Here is a 16,055-nt window from a genome sequence, read left to right on the forward strand (position 1 = left end):
GGTAGCCCGCTCAGCTGCCGGTGGTGATCGCGTCGCCGGTGACACCGGCGGCACGCCGGGCCGCGAGCCGGTTCTTTTGCGGCTCGATGGTGTAGCGAGGATCTCTTGCAGAGGCGAGGCCCGCCTCAAAGACACCGAAGCGGGTCAGTGCCGAAGCAGCCAGCAAAGCCACTCCTGACGCCGCGGCCACCACGCGGTTGCGGCCGCCCAGCAGTGTCCCCAAACCGCCGGCCACCGCCAACCGCTCGCTCCATTTCAGCATGGCGCCTGCCTTGCCCTGGTGCAGGGGCTCAGCCACTACGGGGTCCATCCGGTGCTCCATCACCTTCATGGCGACCACGTCACCCACGACGCCGAGTACGGCGAGTTTCCGGGCGGGACCCGTCTCATGGACTGGCGTGGTGACCATGGCCAGCCCGGCAGAGGCGAGGCAGGCCGAACTGACGAAAACGAAAGGCAGCTCCTCGTGGGCAGCGTTCCACGTCGGCGTGGCTGTATCGCCCAGCAGGACCGCCGTGTACGCCGCCAGCGGGCCTGCGAATAACGCGGCCTCAACGCCGGCCGGTCCCTCGACAGCCTGCAGCACCTTCCGCAACGGACCCAGCGGAAGCCTGCTCCCAGTCATCCGGTCGATCTCCGCCACCGCCGCGACGCCCGTGCCGGCGCTGAACGCGCTGAGGATCCACGATCCCACACTCATCGGCGAGGTCACCTTGAAGGTCCGCAGCATGTGCAGGAAACGCTCCGGCCGGCCCAGGTCCTTCACCAAGGCAACGGCACCGGCGCTGACGGCGGTCAAGGCGCCCAACCGGGCATTGCGGCGCAGCGTGGGCCGTCCGGTCAGCTGGCCGCCCAGGCCAAGGAGTGCGGAACCGGCTGCCACGCCGCCCAGGAAAAGGTAGATGGCGACGTCGTCGCCCCATGGAGCCGGCTTGACCACGGGACGGCCGTAGTAGGAGGCGAACTCCGGCTCCGGCACCATGGGCATTTCACGCGAGCCGTCACCGTTGTCCCGGCGGCGGCCTGTGCCACGCTGGCCGCCCTGCCGGCGCCGGCGGGCAGGCTCCGATGGCCGGAAGCTGTCGAACTCCGAAAGGGTCACGCCCGTCCTCCCAGGAAAGCAAGTGCAGCTGCGGCGGCCATGCCCGCTACCGCCATGCCTGCGCGCCGGTACATCTTCGGCAGGTCGGCTGTGGGCACCCGTGGGTCCGGCGGGAGCCCGTACACCTCCGGCTCGTCAAGCAGCAGGAAGACCGATCCGGTCCCGCCGACGCCGTCGTTTTCGTTCGCGCCGTAAAGCCGCGCTTCCGTCATGCCCTGCGCGTGCAGGTTGGCGACCCGTTCCCTGGCGGTCTCCACCATGTCGTCGTGGTCGCCGAACTTGATGGACGTCGTCGGGCATGCCTTGGCGCAGGCGGGGGTCTGGTCGTCGAGCAGCCGGTCGTAGCACAGCGTGCACTTCTGGGCGATGCCCACGTTGGGGACGGCGGGATGCTTGGCGTGCTCGTCCCTGCTGGTGGCCACCTTGACCGTGCCATTGCTGCGGCGCTCGATCACGCCGAAGGGGCACCCGGCCACGCAGGTCCCGCAGCCGTTGCAAACGTCATCCTGCACCACCACGGTGCCGAACTCGGTGCGGAACAGCGCCCCGGTGGGGCACACATCAAGGCAGCCGGCGTGCGTGCAATGCTTGCAGACATCGGAGGACATCAGCCACCGGAAGTCCGCCGTATCCGGCGGGGTGGTATCTGCTCCTGCCAGGTCTGTCACCGCAGGCGCCGCCGGGGCCGGAGGACCAATGCGCGGCATGCCGAGGCTGACGAGGGCACGGCCTGATTCCCGCGCCTCGGCAATGCGTTCCTGGCCCTGCTCGATGAACGCGACATGACGCCAGGTGCTGGCGCCCAACTCTCCGGTGTTGTCGTACGAGGACCCGAGCAGCTCCAGGTTTCCGTCCTGCGGGTTGTGGTTCCACTCCTTGCAGGCAACTTCACAGGCCTTGCAGCCGATACAGATCGAGGTGTCGGTGAAGAACCCCTTGCGCGGATGGATGTGTTCCCAGTGGGCATCGGCGGTGGGGTCGGTCGGTCCGGACAGCTGGCCCATCTAGTCCTCCAACGTCGGGTCGGTGCCCGGGGCGCCGCCGGCAGTCAGCGGCAGTCCGGGCGGGGCAATGTGTGCCTGGGTTAAGGCAGTAGCGGTCAAGTGCATCAGTTCGGCCCGCCGTCGGTGGAGCCGTCCCCGCGCGGGCCGGTTTCGATCCCTTCCGCCGCAGGGTCGGTGACGGCGCGGTTACCGGTCTCGACGGTCAGGCCGGCGCGGTCCTGGTACTCAGCGACCAAGGCCTGCAGTTCCTTGCCCCGTGGCCGGCGCCCTGGGCGGATGTCGCAGGACGCCACCTTGGATTCCTGGATCTGGACGTTGGGATCGAGCGTCACACCGAGCAGGTCGTTGGCCGCATCGCCACTGACGACGGCGCTGGTGCCGACGCCCCAGTGGTAGGGCAGGCCGATCTGGTGCACGGTGTGGCCGCCGACCTTGAGCGGAGCCATCCGGTCGGTGACAAGGACCTTGGCCTCAATGGCGGAGCGCGGCGAAATGATGGTGGCCCACCCGTAAGGCTCCAGGCCGCGTTCAGCGGCCAGTTCGGGCGAGACCTCGCAGAACATCTCCGGCTGCAGTTCCGACAGATACGGGAGCCAGCGGCTCATCCCGCCGGCGGTGTGGTGCTCCGTGAGGCGGTACGTGGTGAAGACGAAGGGGTAGACCTCTGCGCCCGGGGTCCCCGCGCTGGGCGCGCTCAGGTTGTCAGCGCGGGGAAACACCAGGCGGGCAGGGTTCTGCTGCTGGGGGTACAGCGCGTTGGCCACCGGAGATTCCTGCGCTTCGTAGTGGGTGGGGAGGGGGCCGTCCATGACGCCCCTCGGTGCGAACAGCCAGCCTTTCCCATCCGCCTGCATGATGAAGGGGTCATCCCCGGTGAGCGCTGCGGGACCGCCGACAGATGGGTCGGCTTGGCTGCCCGGCGCACGGTCCTCCGGGAAGTCGGGAACGTCGTCGCCGACCCACTTGCCCTGTTCCTGGTCCCACCAAATGTATTTCTTCCGCTCGCTCCATGGCTTGCCGGCGGGGTCGGCGGAGGCGCGGTTGTAGAGGATCCGGCGGTTGGCCGGCCATGCCCAGCCCCATTCGGAAGCGGCCGGCCCTTGCTCCTGACCCGGTTTGCGGTTGGCGGCGTGGTTGATGCCGCCGGCGTACACGCCGGTGTAGATCCAGCAGCCGGCGGCGGTGGAGCCGTCAGCGCGCATTTCGGTGTAGGCCGAGAGCGGCTTGCCGGCATCAGGGCCATCAAGATGGCGGCCGTTGATCTCGGCAAGCACTGCCTCGGCATCCGGATCACCGTGTTCATCCACGGGATAGTCCCAGGTCAGGTCCAGCAGCGGGCGGTCGCGTTCGTCCTGCGAGCCGGCCAGCTTCGCCCGGATCCGCTTCCCCAGTTCATGGAAGAACTGCAGTTCGCTTTGGCATTCGCCCGGGGGCGCCACGGCCTGGTGCCGCCACTGCAGCAGCCGCTGGGTCTGCGTGAAGGAACCGGCCTTCTCCACGTGGGTGGCCGCGGGCATGAAGAACACTTCGGTCTCGATGTCCTCCGTGCGCAGCTCCCCCGAGTCGATCTCCGGGCCATCCTTCCACCAGGTGGCGGACTCGATGAGGTTCAGGTCCCGCACCACCAGCCACTTCAGGTGGGACATGCCCATCCGCTGCATCCGGCCGTGGGCCGAACCCACCGCGGGGTTCTGGCCCAGCAGGAAGTACCCCTCCACTTCGTCCCTAAGCATGGCCATCACGGTCTCGTAGGTCCCGTGGGCTCCCGTCAGCCTGGGCAGGTAATCGTAGGCCCAGTCGTTGTCCGCCGTCGCCGCGTCGCCCCACCAGGCTTTTAGCAGGCTGATGGTGTAGGCGTCGGCATTGGCCCAGAACCCCTTCTGCTTTTTGGACCCGATAATGTCCAGGTAATCCTTGAGCGTGTCGTGGCGGCCTGCGCTGGGCACCGGCAGGTACCCGGGCAGCAGGTTGAACAGGGTGGGGATGTCGGTGGAGCCCTGGATGCTGGCGTGGCCGCGCAGGGCCATGATGCCGCCGCCGGGGCGCCCGACGTTGCCGAGCAACAGCTGAAGGATGGCCGCAGCCCGGATGAACTGCGTTCCGAGGGAGTGCTGGGTCCAGCCCACCGCGTACGCAAAGCACGTGGTCCGGTCGCGGCCGGAGTTTTCCGTGATGGTCCGGGCCAGATACTCGAAGTCAGCAACACTGATGCCGCACATGTCCTGCACCATCTCCGCCGTGTACCTGGCGTAGTGCCGCTTCACGATCTGGAAGACGGTCCGCGGATCCTGCAGCGTCTCGTCCCGCTGGACATGCGGGTGTTCCAGGGCCGGTCCGCCGCTGCCCAGGGTATCGCCGGCAGCGCGCTCCGAGGCCTCGGCGCCGTGTTCGGATCCCGGGCCGGGTTCTTCGATCTTGCCGTCGTCCTTTTCGGCATAGGCCCACGACGACGTGTCATAGGCACCCTTCTCCGGATCAAAGCCGGAGAACAACCCGCCAAGGTCCTCTGCGTCGCGGTAGTCGTCATGGACCAGCGTGGCAGCATTCGTGTACGCCGTGACGTACTCCTCGAACCAGAGGTCGTTGGCGATGACGTAGTTGATGAGGGCGCCAAGGAGGACAACGTCGGAGCCGGCCCGGATGGGGATGTGCTTGTCCGACACCGCAGAGGTCCGGGTGAACCGGGGATCGACGTGAATGACCTTCGCGCCGCGGGCCTTGGCCTCAGCGACCCACTGGTACCCCACGGGATGGCACTCGGCCATGTTGGAACCCTGGATGACGATGCAGTCGGCGTTGGCCATGTCCTGCAGTGATTGCGTTGCACCACCGCGTCCAAACGAGGCTCCCAAACTGGGAACCGTGGCGGAGTGTCATATACGGGCCTGGTTCTCGGTCTGCACCGCCCCCGCAGCCGTGAAGAGCTTCTTGATGAGGTAGTTTTCCTCGTTGTCCAGGGTTGCTCCGCCCAGCGAGGCGATGCCCATGGTGCGGCGGAGCAGCCGGCCTTGGTCGTCTTCCTGCTGCCACGTCCTGCGGCGGGACTCGATGAACCGGTCCGCGACCATGTCGATGGCCGTGTCCAGGTCCAGGTGCTCCCATTCGGTGGACCGGGGAGCACGGTAGAGGACTTTGGTTTGCCGGCCCGGTGAGTTGACCAGCTGCTCACTGGCGGAACCCTTGGGGCAGAGCCGGCCGCGGGAAATGGGTGAGTCCGGATCGCCTTCGATCTGGATGACCTTCTCGTCCTTGACGTAGACCCGCTGGCCGCATCCAACTGCGCAGTATGGGCACACGCTCTGCACCACCCTGTCGGCAGTGGCCGTCCGGGGGGTTATGGCCTTGGTCCGGGCCGAGGTGACCGCCGGGCCACGGCCCAGCAGGTCGCCCGTGCTTAGCTGACGGACAACCGGCCATTGAAGAAAACTTCGCGGTGCCATTTCTGGAGCATATCCCAGACCTCGCCGGGAGCAACAGGACAGGGTTGGCGTGTCTTTCCCGGGTATCCCCCTGGGCTTCGCTCGTCCCTAGGCACCGAAAAGCCCCGGACCGCAGACGGTCCGGGGCTTGCCCGAAATCCCTACTGCTCGATTCTGACGCTGAGATCCAAGTGGATGTCGTCCGTTGCCAAGCGGTCTTCGAGGTACCGTGCGAGGCTCACGTCGCTGGCGGTGTGCGGCCCCTTGGGGACCGCGCCCCGGAACTCGGCCTGGGTGCTGGTTGACTTCAACATATCCAGGGGCGTCCACCGGAGGTGGCCGTCGGTCAGCCGCTCGATGTCGGTGCGGAAGGTGCGGCGGTGGCCGTCGCGGACGGAAGCGCGCATGGTGAATGGAATGAAAGCTACAGGCAAGAGGGTCCTTTCGAGTGAGGCAACCAGCGGTCGGCGCCTCATCAGGAACAAGGCACAGATGGGCCTCCCTATTCCTGCTTGGCCGCAAGTGAGCCAGAGATCACTGGTCGAAGCTCCTCAAAGCGGGCGCCGTCGTCGTGCTCACATCTGGGGCCGGGCCTGCGCATCACGCGGGCTCCGCCGCAGCGTCAGACGAGAGGCGACAGTCAGTTCGGAAGGATTGGCTGTCGAGGTGCCCGCGAGCCTCCATTTCCCTGCATTTCCGCAGTTTTAATCCCCTTCCGTTAATAGATTGACACCAAGGGTGGCACGAGTCACACTGTTGCATATGGTGATCGATGTTGCGTACAGCGCGTTCGGCGAGGTGCTCATCAGACGCGCTGGCGCAGGTCGATCCTCCCTGATCTCAGAACCACAACGTTTCGACGACGCCGGTTGCCGCCACCGACTCCGTGGTCCCTTACGTCTCGCCTACTACACAGCCCTCCGGGAGAAAAAATGACTGCTCCAGTGAACGTGCCCCTCAACTCACGCGGAAAACTCGCTTCGACTTTGCCTGCAGACCAGCAGGCAGAGATCGCCGCGCTGTTCGAGTTCCGGCGCACGGGCTACTCCCTTGACGCCCCCTTCTACACCGACCCCACGATCTTCAAGATCGACATGGAGGCCATCTTCGGCCAGCACTGGATCTTTGCCGGCAGCGTTGCCGAGCTGCCGGAGCCGGGCGACTACATCACGGTCGACTATGGCCCCTACTCCCTGATCGTGCTGCGCACCGACGAGGGCGATGTCAACGTCCTGCACAACGTCTGCCGCCACCGCGGCGCGCGCGTCCTGACCGAAGCAGCCGGTTCCACCGGAAACCTCGTCTGCGGCTACCACTCCTGGACCTACTCCCCCGAGGGCAACCTGATCCACGCCTCCGCTCCCGGCGAAGCCAAGTTCGACAAGAACTGCTTCGCCCTCAAGCGCGCCCACAGCCGCGAGGTTGCCGGACTCATCTTCGTCTGCATCGCTGACGAACCGCCCACAGACTTCGACGAGACCTCGAAGATCTTCGAGCCCTACCTGGCCCCGCACGACCTCTCCAAGACGAAGATTGCCTACCAGCAGAACATCATCGAAGAGGGCAACTGGAAGCTCGTCATGGAGAACAACCGTGAGTGCTACCACTGCGACGGACACCCGGAACTCGCCTGCTCGCTCTTCCCCACGTGGGGCCTGACCGAGGGCCTGATCCCTCCGCACCTTGAGGAAGTATGGGACCGCAACAAGGAAGCCCAGTCCTCCCTTGAAGAGCGTTGCCGCCGCTACGGCCTGCCCTACGAGGTGGTCGAGGAGCTTGACACCCGCATCGCCGGAATCCGCATCTCACGCGAATCCCTGGACGGCGAAGGCGAGTCGTTCTCGGCCGACGGGCGCCGGCTGTCCAAGAAGCTGCTCGGCGACCTGCCGGACTTCCGCCTGGGCCGCTGCTCCATGCACCTGCAGCCCAACAGCTGGTTCCACTTCCTTGGCGACCACGTCATCACGTTCGGCGTCTTCCCGATCAATGAGCACCAGTCGCTGGTCCGCACCACCTGGCTGGTGGCTGACGACGCCGAGGAAGGCGTGGACTACGACCTGGAGAAGCTGACCTACACCTGGAAGCAGACCAACCTGCAGGACAAGGCGTTCGTGGAGCTGTGCCAGCAGGGCGCTGCCAGCCCCGCCTACGAGCCAGGCCCGTACATGAAGAGCGAATACCAGGTGGAGGCCTTCATCAACTGGTACGTGCAGCGGGTGCAGGAGCACTTGGCATGACTGAACTCCTCATTGAAACGGTGATCGAGGAACCACAGCGCATCCGCGGTCTTGAAATGCCATGGAACAGGGTGATGGGCAGCACCGAGGCACCCGCGCGCGCTGCCCGTGCACTGGGCCCTTGGCACCCGCAGGAGTTCATGGCCGAATGCGTGGAAACCATTCCCGAGGCCGGCGGCATCATGACCTTCGTGTTGCGCCGCTGCGACGGTGCGCCCTTGGCGTTCCGTGCGGGCCAGTACGTCAACGTCGCCTTTCCCGTGAACGGCGACGACCAGGATCCGGTGGATCGCAGCTACTCGCTGTCCAGTTCGCCCACGCAGCCGTGGACGTTCAGCATCAGCGTCAAGCGCGATGCTACGGGCCTGGTCTCACCCTGGGTGCATGAGAACGTCAAACCCGGCACTGTGCTCGAGATGCTGGGACCGGTGGGGGCGTTCCACCTGCCCGATGCCGACCGGCGGGCGCGTTACCTCCTGCTGGCCGCCGGCGCAGGTATCACGCCCATCATGTCCATGGTGCGGACCATCCACTCCCTGCCCGGGCACGCAGACGTTGTGGTGCTCTACCACGGAGCCGAGGCTGGAGGCTTTGCCTTCCACCGGGAGCTGGCCTACATCGCTTCCGTGGACTCGCGGGTCAAGGTCTTCTACTCCCTGGGCGACCGCAGCAAGCCCGATGGGTGGGAAGGGCTCAGCGGAAGGCTGACGGCAGCCATGCTCGACCAGGTTGCTCCCGATGCCAATGGCCGCCAGGTCTATGCCTGCGGACCCGAAGGTTACCTGAACAGTGCCACGGAGCTCCTGAAGAAGGTCGGCGTCGATGACACATCCATCTACATGGAATTCTTCTCGGGGGACCGCAAGACGCTCCTTGAATACCAGGCAGAGATCGCGCTCGCGTCGGACATTGCTGAGGAGATCGCGGAGGAAATCGCCGATTCCGCCGAGGACTACTTCGAAAGCCAGCCCAGCGCGTTCGGGCTCTACGAACCGGGTTACGACGCCGAGGGAACCTTGCCGGCCACGGGGCTTCCACTGGAAACGGTGGAGCCGGAGGCGCCGTCCTCCGGAGGCACCCCGGATGCGGCTCCGGAGGCCGCTTCCCCCGACGCCTCGAGCTTCGACACCGTGGGAACGGGCAGCCTCACCATGTCCTTCATGCGCACCGGCATCAATGTGCGGATCGACCCGACCGAACACATCCTCGGGGCGGCCCAGCGTGCGGGCGTCCGGATTGGCGCGAACTGCCAGGAAGGCATGTGCGGCTCCTGCAAGGTCGTCAAGCTTTCCGGGGAGGTCGACATGAACCACCAGGGCGGTATCCGGAAACGTGAGATCGATGCAGGCAAGTTCCTGCCCTGCTGCTCTACAGCGCAGACTGACTTGGTGATCGATGCCTAGTCGCTGCAGCTGCCCCTGATCCATTTGCTTCACGACAACTGATAACAACTGCCTTTCAGAAGGTCTGATGCGGCCAGCATCAGACCTTCTGCGGGCATTCGACATTCGATCGCCAACCCTAGGAGCCAATCCATGTCAGGTAACAAAGCCGTTGCGTACAAGGCCCCGGGGATCGTTGAAATCATCGATACCCCTTACCCCTCCTTTGAACTGAAGGCCGGCCCCGGCGTCAATCCGGTCAACGTTGGGCGCAAGGTCCCTCACGGGGTCATCCTGCGCACCGTCAGCACCAACATCTGCGGGTCGGACCAGCACATGGTCCGTGGCCGCACGACCGCCCCGGCCGGTCTCGTCCTGGGTCACGAGATCACCGGCGAAGTCATCGAGACGGGGCCCGACGTCGAGTTCATCAAGGTGGGTGACATCGTCTCGGTCCCCTTTAACATCTCGTGCGGACGCTGCCGGAACTGCAAGGAGGGCAAGACCGGGATCTGCCTGAACGTGAACCCGGACCGGCCCGGGTCCGCCTACGGTTACGTCGACATGGGTGGATGGGTCGGCGGCCAGGCCGAGTACGTCCTGGTCCCCTACGCGGACTGGAACCTGCTGCGGTTCCCCGACCGGGACCAGGCCCTGGAGAAGATCATGGATCTGACCATGCTCTCGGACATCCTCCCGACCGGTTTCCACGGCGCAGTCACAGCAGGTGTCGGCGTCGGGTCCACCGTCTATGTTGCAGGGGCAGGCCCCGTGGGGCTTGCCGCGGCGGCCAGCGCCCAACTGCTGGGGGCCGCGGTGGTCATCGTGGGTGACCTCAATGAGGACCGCCTGGCGCAGGCCCGGTCCTTCGGCTGCGAAACCGTTAACGTGGCCAACGGCGACCCGGCCGACCAGATCGAACAGATTCTCGGCGTCCGGGAAGTCGATGCCGGTATCGACGCGGTCGGGTTCGAGGCCCGCGGACACGGTCACGGCGCCCAGGAGGCGCCCGCCACCGTACTCAATTCGCTGATGGACCTCACCGCCGCCGGCGGATCCGTGGGCATTCCCGGCCTTTACGTCACCGGGGACCCGGGTGCCGCGGACGAGGCCGCCCGGAAGGGCAGCCTGTCCCTGTCCCTGGGAACCGGCTGGGCGAAGTCCCTGTCCTTCACAACCGGGCAGTGCCCCGTGATGAAGTACAACCGGCAACTCATGATGGCGATCCTGCATGACAGGATCCAGATCGCCAAGGCTGTCAACGCCACCGCCATATCGCTCCAGGACGCGCCGCGTGGGTACGCGGAATTCGACGCCGGCGCCGCCACGAAGTACGTTCTGGACCCGAACGGCTACCTGAGCAACTAGGCCATTGGCCGGTCCTTCCACAAGGGCCAAAGCGGTCGTTGCACCACCCGCAGCGTACGGATGGTGCAACGACCGCGTCGGCTAAGAAGGCGGATTGCCCGGTGGCAGCGGCCGGGAGATGCTTCGCCGGCATCACCCGGAACAAGGTCGTGGCAGGATTCGACCAGCCCAGGATCTCCGACAGGCGGAGTTCATCAGCGCGCCACTTCCGGTTAATTACCGGCTAGTAACTTGGGGACTCCTGTTGAGACCCCAACCTTAGAGGCCCATATTGAGCTCCAAAAGCAACCGATGCGCCCACGTGACCGCTGGCCGGCACCGTGCGGTCATCGCCGCGCTGGCAGTGTCCCTTCCCGTCGCCTTCCTTGCCCCGGCCGGCGCCTCCACCGCGGCGCCCATGGCTCCGGCACAGGACCAGCCGACTGCCACACCGCCACAGCCGGCCCATCTGGATCTTGGTGCGGCAGATCAGCCCGAGACCCGCACAGTCACCACCCTCGCCCCGGGCCTGACCAGGACGGCCATCACCCGCGGCATTCCCAACCAGGACTTCTTCTGGACCGCCGAGGTGGCCGTCCCGTCCACCTCCCCGGACCCCGACGCTCCCGCCACGGCGCTGTCCACCCAGGCACAGGCGCAGCAGGTTGCCGACAAGCTCATCGCGGCCGGAGTTGCTGCCCGCGTCGAGCACGTCCAGTCACCCCAACTGGCCGACGCCGGCGGAGACCTCGGATACCGCGTACGGGCGGGACAGTTCACCGCGAAGGCCGACGGCGCGGCGACTGTCGACCAGATCAAGGCCGCCGGCTACAAATCCTCCGTCATCTACACCGGCTGGGACGGCGACGCAGGCACCAGCGAAGATGACCGCGGCCCGTGGAACCTGCAGGTACTGACCATCGACCCGAAGGAATTCCGCGGCAACCTCACGTCGTCCTTCGGCGCGAACCTCGAAGACCGCGAAACCACCAGCTCACTCGCCGCCGCTGCCGGCGCCTTGGCTGCAACGAACGGGGGCTACTTCGTCATGGACCCCGCCGCCGGTGCCCCCGGTGATCCCGCGGGCGCTGCAGTACACGATGGAAAGGTCCTCAGCGAGCCCGTCGGTGACCGGCCCTCCCTGGTCATTGACAAGAACGGCACCTCCATTCAGCGCCTGCACTGGCACGGCTCAGTCACCGGCCCGGGCCAGGCCGAAGACCTTTCCTTGGACGGGATCAACCGGGTGCCCGGGCTCATCCGCAACTGCGGCGGCACGGACGACACCCCGACCAACCTGCCGCTGCACGACTTCACCTGCACTGACGCCGATGAGATTATCGCCTTCACGCCCGAATACGGTCCCACCACCCCTGCCGGACCGGGACTCGAAGTGGTGCTTGATGGCAATGGCACCGTCACCGCGGTCAACCACACCCGCGGCACCGCGGTGCCGGCCGGCGGCCGGACCCTGCAGGCCATCGGAGCGGACGCCGACAAGCTCGCAACCCTGGCTGCCCCGGGTACCACGCTGAAAGTCGGCACGGACCTGCTTGACGAAAGCGGCAAGACCCTGAAGACCGGCCTCAGTACGGACGTGGTCAACGGCGGCCCAACCCTGGTCCACAACGGACAGCTGAACGTCACGGCCAAGCGCGACGGCATGGTCCGCACCGACGACAGCAACAGCTTCTTCTACGGCTGGGTTCACAAGCGGAACCCCCGCACCATCGCCGGCACCGACGCCCAGGGGCGCACCCTGCTGGTCACCGCCGATGGCCGCCAGACATCCAGCCTTGGCTTGAGCATCAAGGAATCAGCCGACGTCGCCCGGTCCCTGGGCATGGTCAACGCCATCAACCTCGACGGCGGCGGATCCACCACCATGGTCCAGGACGGACACGTCGTAAACTCGCCCTCAGACGCCGCTGGCGAGCGTCCTGTCGGCGACGCCCTCCTCGTACTCCCGGGACGCAAAAACTAGCACCCTTTGCGCAATTCCCGGCTTCTGGCGATTGTCAGAAGCCGGGAATTTCCATCTCCCGGCAGGGGCTGTTGACAGATACTCCCGTCCTCGACGCTGCGAGGGCATCGAAGGGTGCGCCCAGCGAACGGAGCGCAGGTATTTCACGCACGGGAGCAGCCAGTGCGGATTCGGTTCCCATGGTGCGGAGTGGCGTAATGCCCTCCAAGCCCGGCCAGCCTAGACTCTGGCCATGCACCCCTTGGTGGCGATCGGACTGGTGTTCCTCACTGTGCTGGCGTGGACCGGCACGGTACTGACCTTGCTGGTGACCGTGGCCAAGCGCCGGCGCGACGGCACGACGGCGGCCAGCCACGCCGGCAAGTCCGCGGAGGACTTGCCGGCCGGGATCCCAGGATGGGGCGCTGACCTCAACCCGGCCGAGCGGTCCTTCCTACCCCCGGGAGCACCCCAGGGGTAGGACGAGTGCGCACTGGCACTTTGCGGAGCGCCGCGGATGCTTCTAAAGCCCTGCACAGCCTGACAACTGACCTGCCAGGACGTAGAACGGTGTCACACGCCCTTGGCTGGCTGCCCCTTGCGGGGTGTGGCACGGGTGGAGCTGTTGCGTACAACAAGTGTCGGTGGGATCGGTGTACGGTCCACCTCCCGCCCCTCCATTGCGCCGATCAGCACTTCCATGCTCATAAGTGCCAATGCGGTGAAGTCCTGGCGGACGGTGGTCAGCGGCGGCAGGAAGTAGTCCGAGCCTTCGATATCGTCGAAGCCAACGACACTCACGTCGTCCGGGACGCGGACACCATTCTCCGTGAAGGCCCGAATGAGGCCGAGGGCGGTGTGGTCGCTGGCGGCGAATATCGCCTGGGGAACGCTGCCCTCGCGCACGAGCTGGAGGCCGGTTTCGTAGGCCCAGCGGGGGCTCCAGTCGCCTTCGAGGCAGAGCCCTGGTGGAAGCCCTGCAGCACGGAGCGCGGCCTCCCAGCCGCGTTTGCGGACACGTCCATCGAACCAGTCCATTGAACCGGCGATATGGGCGATATCTGTGTGGCCGAGGTCGATGAGGTGTTGGGTGGCGAGCCTGGCTCCAAGCTCCTGGTTTTCAGAGTATGTGAAGACGTTCGGAGTCGACGACGCTCCTGCGGCAATCATCTCCACAGGCACGCGGCAGGAGGCATTCCAAACAGCTGCCGCCATATCGACCACAGGTGCGATAACGATAATTCCCCCTACGCCGATGTCGTCGAGAGTGTCGAGGGCAGCCTGCACGGAGTCATCGTAGGGCCTTTCGGCACTGATGACTGTTATCGCATAGCCCTTCTTCCGGGCAACGTTTTCAAGGGCCATCAGTGTCCCGACGGGGCCGAACCGTGGCGACCCATCAGTGACTATCCCGATCGAGGTCGACCGGTTGGTCACCAGCGCGGTCGCGGCGCGATTCCGGCGGTACCCGATGTCCTGGATGACCTGCAGGACCCGCTCGCGAGTGGAGGCGCTGACATCAGGGGCGTTATTGAGCACGCGGGAGACCGTGCCAAAGGAAACTCCTGCCACCCGCGCCACGTCGTTAATCGTCGGTTTCCGGCGGGGCGATTTTTCCGGAATCCCGCCGGCTGCCTTTGAGGTGATGATTTTGCCCGTCATGCTCTCTCCTGTCCTGCCAGTCCTAGGCCGAGCCGACAGCGTTTTCGTACCGCTCGATCTTACGCCGTGGAACCCATTCGAAGATCATTACGCTGTTGGCCCGAGTGTGACCATTGACACCAAGCGCCGTGAACGTTTACGCTCTTCCGTAAACGTTCACGGTACCAATCGTAAACGGTTACGGAACGACTTCAAGGAAGAGGTGCTGGGCAATGGGCGTCGAAAACCCCAAGGCACTCATGCCGGGCATTGAGCTTCAAGTTGAGGACCCTGACCAGTGGACCCATCTGGAAGTACTTCTGACGAATGCAGACCGTGGTGACCTCACGGCAGCCGCCCGCAAATTCGTGCCCCCCGCAACCTGGGCCGTTGTCGGCGTCTTCAATGGCGGCCTCCTGTGGACCAGCCTGGTCCTGTCCGTCGATCACGAGGGTGGCCTCACCCCAGTATCCATGCTTGAGCATTCACTTGCTGAGACGCGAGGCAGTCTGACCGAGGCTGCTCGGGAAGCCGTGGCATGGGTTCAAACGCGCTTCGGGCATTGCTCCTTGGGTTTCTTTGTCCAGAAGACGCATGCAGAAACCATCCTCGGCGCCTCCGACAAGGCTGCTGCTATCCGGGCTGCTTCCGCCGCCGGTGGGCTCATCCTGTCACCGGTCCCCCCTGCCTTGGCGCTGGCCCTGGCGTGACCCCCCTCCCCAACCATTCATCACTATAAGCACTGGAGAACAACGATGATCCGCAGGCTTTCCTTCGTGGCCCTGGCCGCAGCCCTGTCCCTTTCCGTCGCTTCCTGCAGCAGTTCCACGACAGCTGGCTCTAACGCACCGAACGCCGGGGTGTCTGACAAGGCGCAGCAGGCCCTCGACAAAATCAAAGGCCAGGTTTTGAGTAAGGGTCCCAACGGCGAGACGCCCTCGCCTGCGTCCGCGGCTGATCTGACTCCCGAGGACATCACCAAGGTCAAGGGCCTTAACGCAACCGCCGCGATTGTAATGCACTACGGCGGCAACGACTGGGCAACGGCCCAGACCAACGGACTCAAGAGTGAATTCGAAAAGCTCGGCATCAAGGTCATCGCCACGACCGATGCCAATTTCAAGCCTGACAAGCAGGTATCGGACATCGAGACCGTTATGACGCAGAAGCCGAACATCATCGTCTCCATCCCCACCGACCCCGTAGCCACGGCCGGAGCTTACAAGAAGGCAGCAGAGGCAGGAACCAAGCTCGTCTTCATGGACAACATCCCGCAAGGACTGACCGCCGGCAAGGATTACGTGTCGGTCGTTTCCGCTGACAACTACGGCAATGGGGTTGTGTCGGCCCACCAGATGGCGAAGGCCCTTGGCGGCAAGGGCAAGATCGGCGTGATCTTCCACCAGGCCGACTTCTTTGTCACCAAGCAGCGCCACGAGGGCTTCAAGGAGACGATCACCAAGGAATACCCCGACATCCAGATCGTCGAGGAAAAGGGCATCGCGGGTCCTGACTTCGCCGGTGACGCGCAGGCCGCCGCGAACGCGATGCTGAGCAAGTATGCGGACCTGTCAGGTATCTGGGCGGTTTGGGATGTGCCCGCCGAAGGTGTCATGGCCGCTGCCCGTGCCGCCGGCCGGCCGGACCTGAAGATCGCCACTGAGGACCTCGGCAAGAACGTCGCCATCGCCTTGGCCAAAGACCAGCTCGTCATCGGACTCGGAGCCCAGGTCCCGTTCGACCAGGGCGTGACCGAGGCGCGGCTGGCCGCAGGAGCACTGATTGGCAAGCAGGCGCCGGCGTATGTAGCGCTCAGCGCACTGCCGGTTGATCACTCCAACGTCCTGGAGGCCTGGAAGCAGGTCTACCACGAGGACGCCCCGAAGGACATCCAGGACTCCTACAAGAAGTAGCCAGAGCCGATGGTGCGGGGCTTCCGGCCCCGCACCATCCCGAAAGG

Annotated in this window: 13 protein-coding genes; 7 read left to right on the top strand and 6 right to left on the bottom strand. The window is 65.4% G+C overall.

Annotated features, from left to right (window positions below; all coding sequences use genetic code 11):
• Window positions 1-10: 10 nt before the first annotated feature.
• The 4 genes from nrfD to AC2JAJ_RS18720 form a co-directional block, all read right to left on the bottom strand.
• Window positions 11-1,102 carry an NrfD/PsrC family molybdoenzyme membrane anchor subunit gene (nrfD, locus tag AC2JAJ_RS18705; protein WP_501053253.1) on the bottom strand — a complete coding sequence of 364 codons (1,092 nt, stop codon included), beginning with the start codon at window positions 1,100-1,102 and terminating at the stop codon, window positions 11-13.
• Window positions 1,099-2,106: a 4Fe-4S dicluster domain-containing protein gene (locus tag AC2JAJ_RS18710; protein WP_486414896.1), complete on the bottom strand. Its 1,008-nt coding sequence runs from the start codon at window positions 2,104-2,106 to the stop codon at window positions 1,099-1,101. The genes nrfD and AC2JAJ_RS18710 overlap by 4 nt, the downstream gene beginning before the upstream one ends.
• Before the next feature lie 104 nt (window positions 2,107-2,210).
• On the bottom strand, window positions 2,211-5,546 hold the full coding sequence (gene fdh, locus AC2JAJ_RS18715) for a formate dehydrogenase (RefSeq protein ID WP_501053254.1): 3,336 nt from the start codon (window positions 5,544-5,546) through the stop codon (window positions 2,211-2,213).
• A gap of 140 nt (window positions 5,547-5,686) precedes the next feature.
• Complete coding sequence (locus AC2JAJ_RS18720; RefSeq protein WP_473697361.1) at window positions 5,687-5,959, bottom strand: hypothetical protein; 273 nt, start codon at window positions 5,957-5,959, stop codon at window positions 5,687-5,689.
• Between the two features lie 498 nt (window positions 5,960-6,457).
• On the opposite strand from AC2JAJ_RS18720, the gene AC2JAJ_RS18725 reads away from it, so the two are divergent.
• From AC2JAJ_RS18725 to AC2JAJ_RS18740, 4 genes are all read left to right on the top strand, one after another.
• Window positions 6,458-7,762 carry an aromatic ring-hydroxylating oxygenase subunit alpha gene (locus AC2JAJ_RS18725; protein ID WP_486414894.1) on the top strand — a complete coding sequence of 435 codons (1,305 nt, stop codon included), beginning with the start codon at window positions 6,458-6,460 and terminating at the stop codon, window positions 7,760-7,762.
• On the top strand, window positions 7,759-9,165 hold the full coding sequence (locus tag AC2JAJ_RS18730) for a ferredoxin reductase (RefSeq protein ID WP_486414893.1): 1,407 nt from the start codon (window positions 7,759-7,761) through the stop codon (window positions 9,163-9,165). Before AC2JAJ_RS18725 ends, AC2JAJ_RS18730 begins: the two co-directional genes overlap by 4 nt.
• Before the next feature lie 132 nt (window positions 9,166-9,297).
• On the top strand, window positions 9,298-10,512 hold the full coding sequence (fdhA, locus tag AC2JAJ_RS18735; RefSeq protein WP_221385712.1) for a formaldehyde dehydrogenase, glutathione-independent: 1,215 nt from the start codon (window positions 9,298-9,300) through the stop codon (window positions 10,510-10,512).
• 271 nt (window positions 10,513-10,783) lie between these two features.
• Complete coding sequence (locus tag AC2JAJ_RS18740) at window positions 10,784-12,475, top strand: phosphodiester glycosidase family protein (protein ID WP_486414892.1); 1,692 nt, start codon at window positions 10,784-10,786, stop codon at window positions 12,473-12,475.
• A 34-nt stretch (window positions 12,476-12,509) separates the two neighbouring features.
• Here AC2JAJ_RS18740 and AC2JAJ_RS18745 read toward each other — a convergent pair whose 3' ends face one another.
• Window positions 12,510-12,656 (bottom strand): hypothetical protein, encoded by a 147-nt coding sequence (locus AC2JAJ_RS18745; protein WP_486414891.1) that lies wholly within the window; start codon window positions 12,654-12,656, stop codon window positions 12,510-12,512.
• A 51-nt stretch (window positions 12,657-12,707) separates the two neighbouring features.
• On the opposite strand from AC2JAJ_RS18745, the gene AC2JAJ_RS18750 reads away from it, so the two are divergent.
• Window positions 12,708-12,935 (top strand): hypothetical protein, encoded by a 228-nt coding sequence (locus AC2JAJ_RS18750; RefSeq protein ID WP_501053255.1) that lies wholly within the window; start codon window positions 12,708-12,710, stop codon window positions 12,933-12,935.
• Between the two features lie 92 nt (window positions 12,936-13,027).
• Here the strand turns inward: AC2JAJ_RS18750 and AC2JAJ_RS18755 are convergent, their stop codons facing one another.
• Window positions 13,028-14,116, bottom strand: a complete 1,089-nt coding sequence (locus AC2JAJ_RS18755) for a LacI family DNA-binding transcriptional regulator (protein ID WP_486414889.1) — start codon at window positions 14,114-14,116, stop codon at window positions 13,028-13,030.
• 212 nt (window positions 14,117-14,328) lie between these two features.
• On the opposite strand from AC2JAJ_RS18755, the gene AC2JAJ_RS18760 reads away from it, so the two are divergent.
• Window positions 14,329-14,805, top strand: a complete 477-nt coding sequence (locus AC2JAJ_RS18760; RefSeq protein ID WP_473697365.1) for a hypothetical protein — start codon at window positions 14,329-14,331, stop codon at window positions 14,803-14,805.
• Window positions 14,806-14,850: 45 nt separating this feature from the next.
• Complete coding sequence (locus AC2JAJ_RS18765) at window positions 14,851-16,008, top strand: substrate-binding domain-containing protein (protein ID WP_486414888.1); 1,158 nt, start codon at window positions 14,851-14,853, stop codon at window positions 16,006-16,008.
• Window positions 16,009-16,055: the final 47 nt, after the last annotated feature.

Source organism: Arthrobacter sp. MOO21 (genome assembly GCF_057369995.2).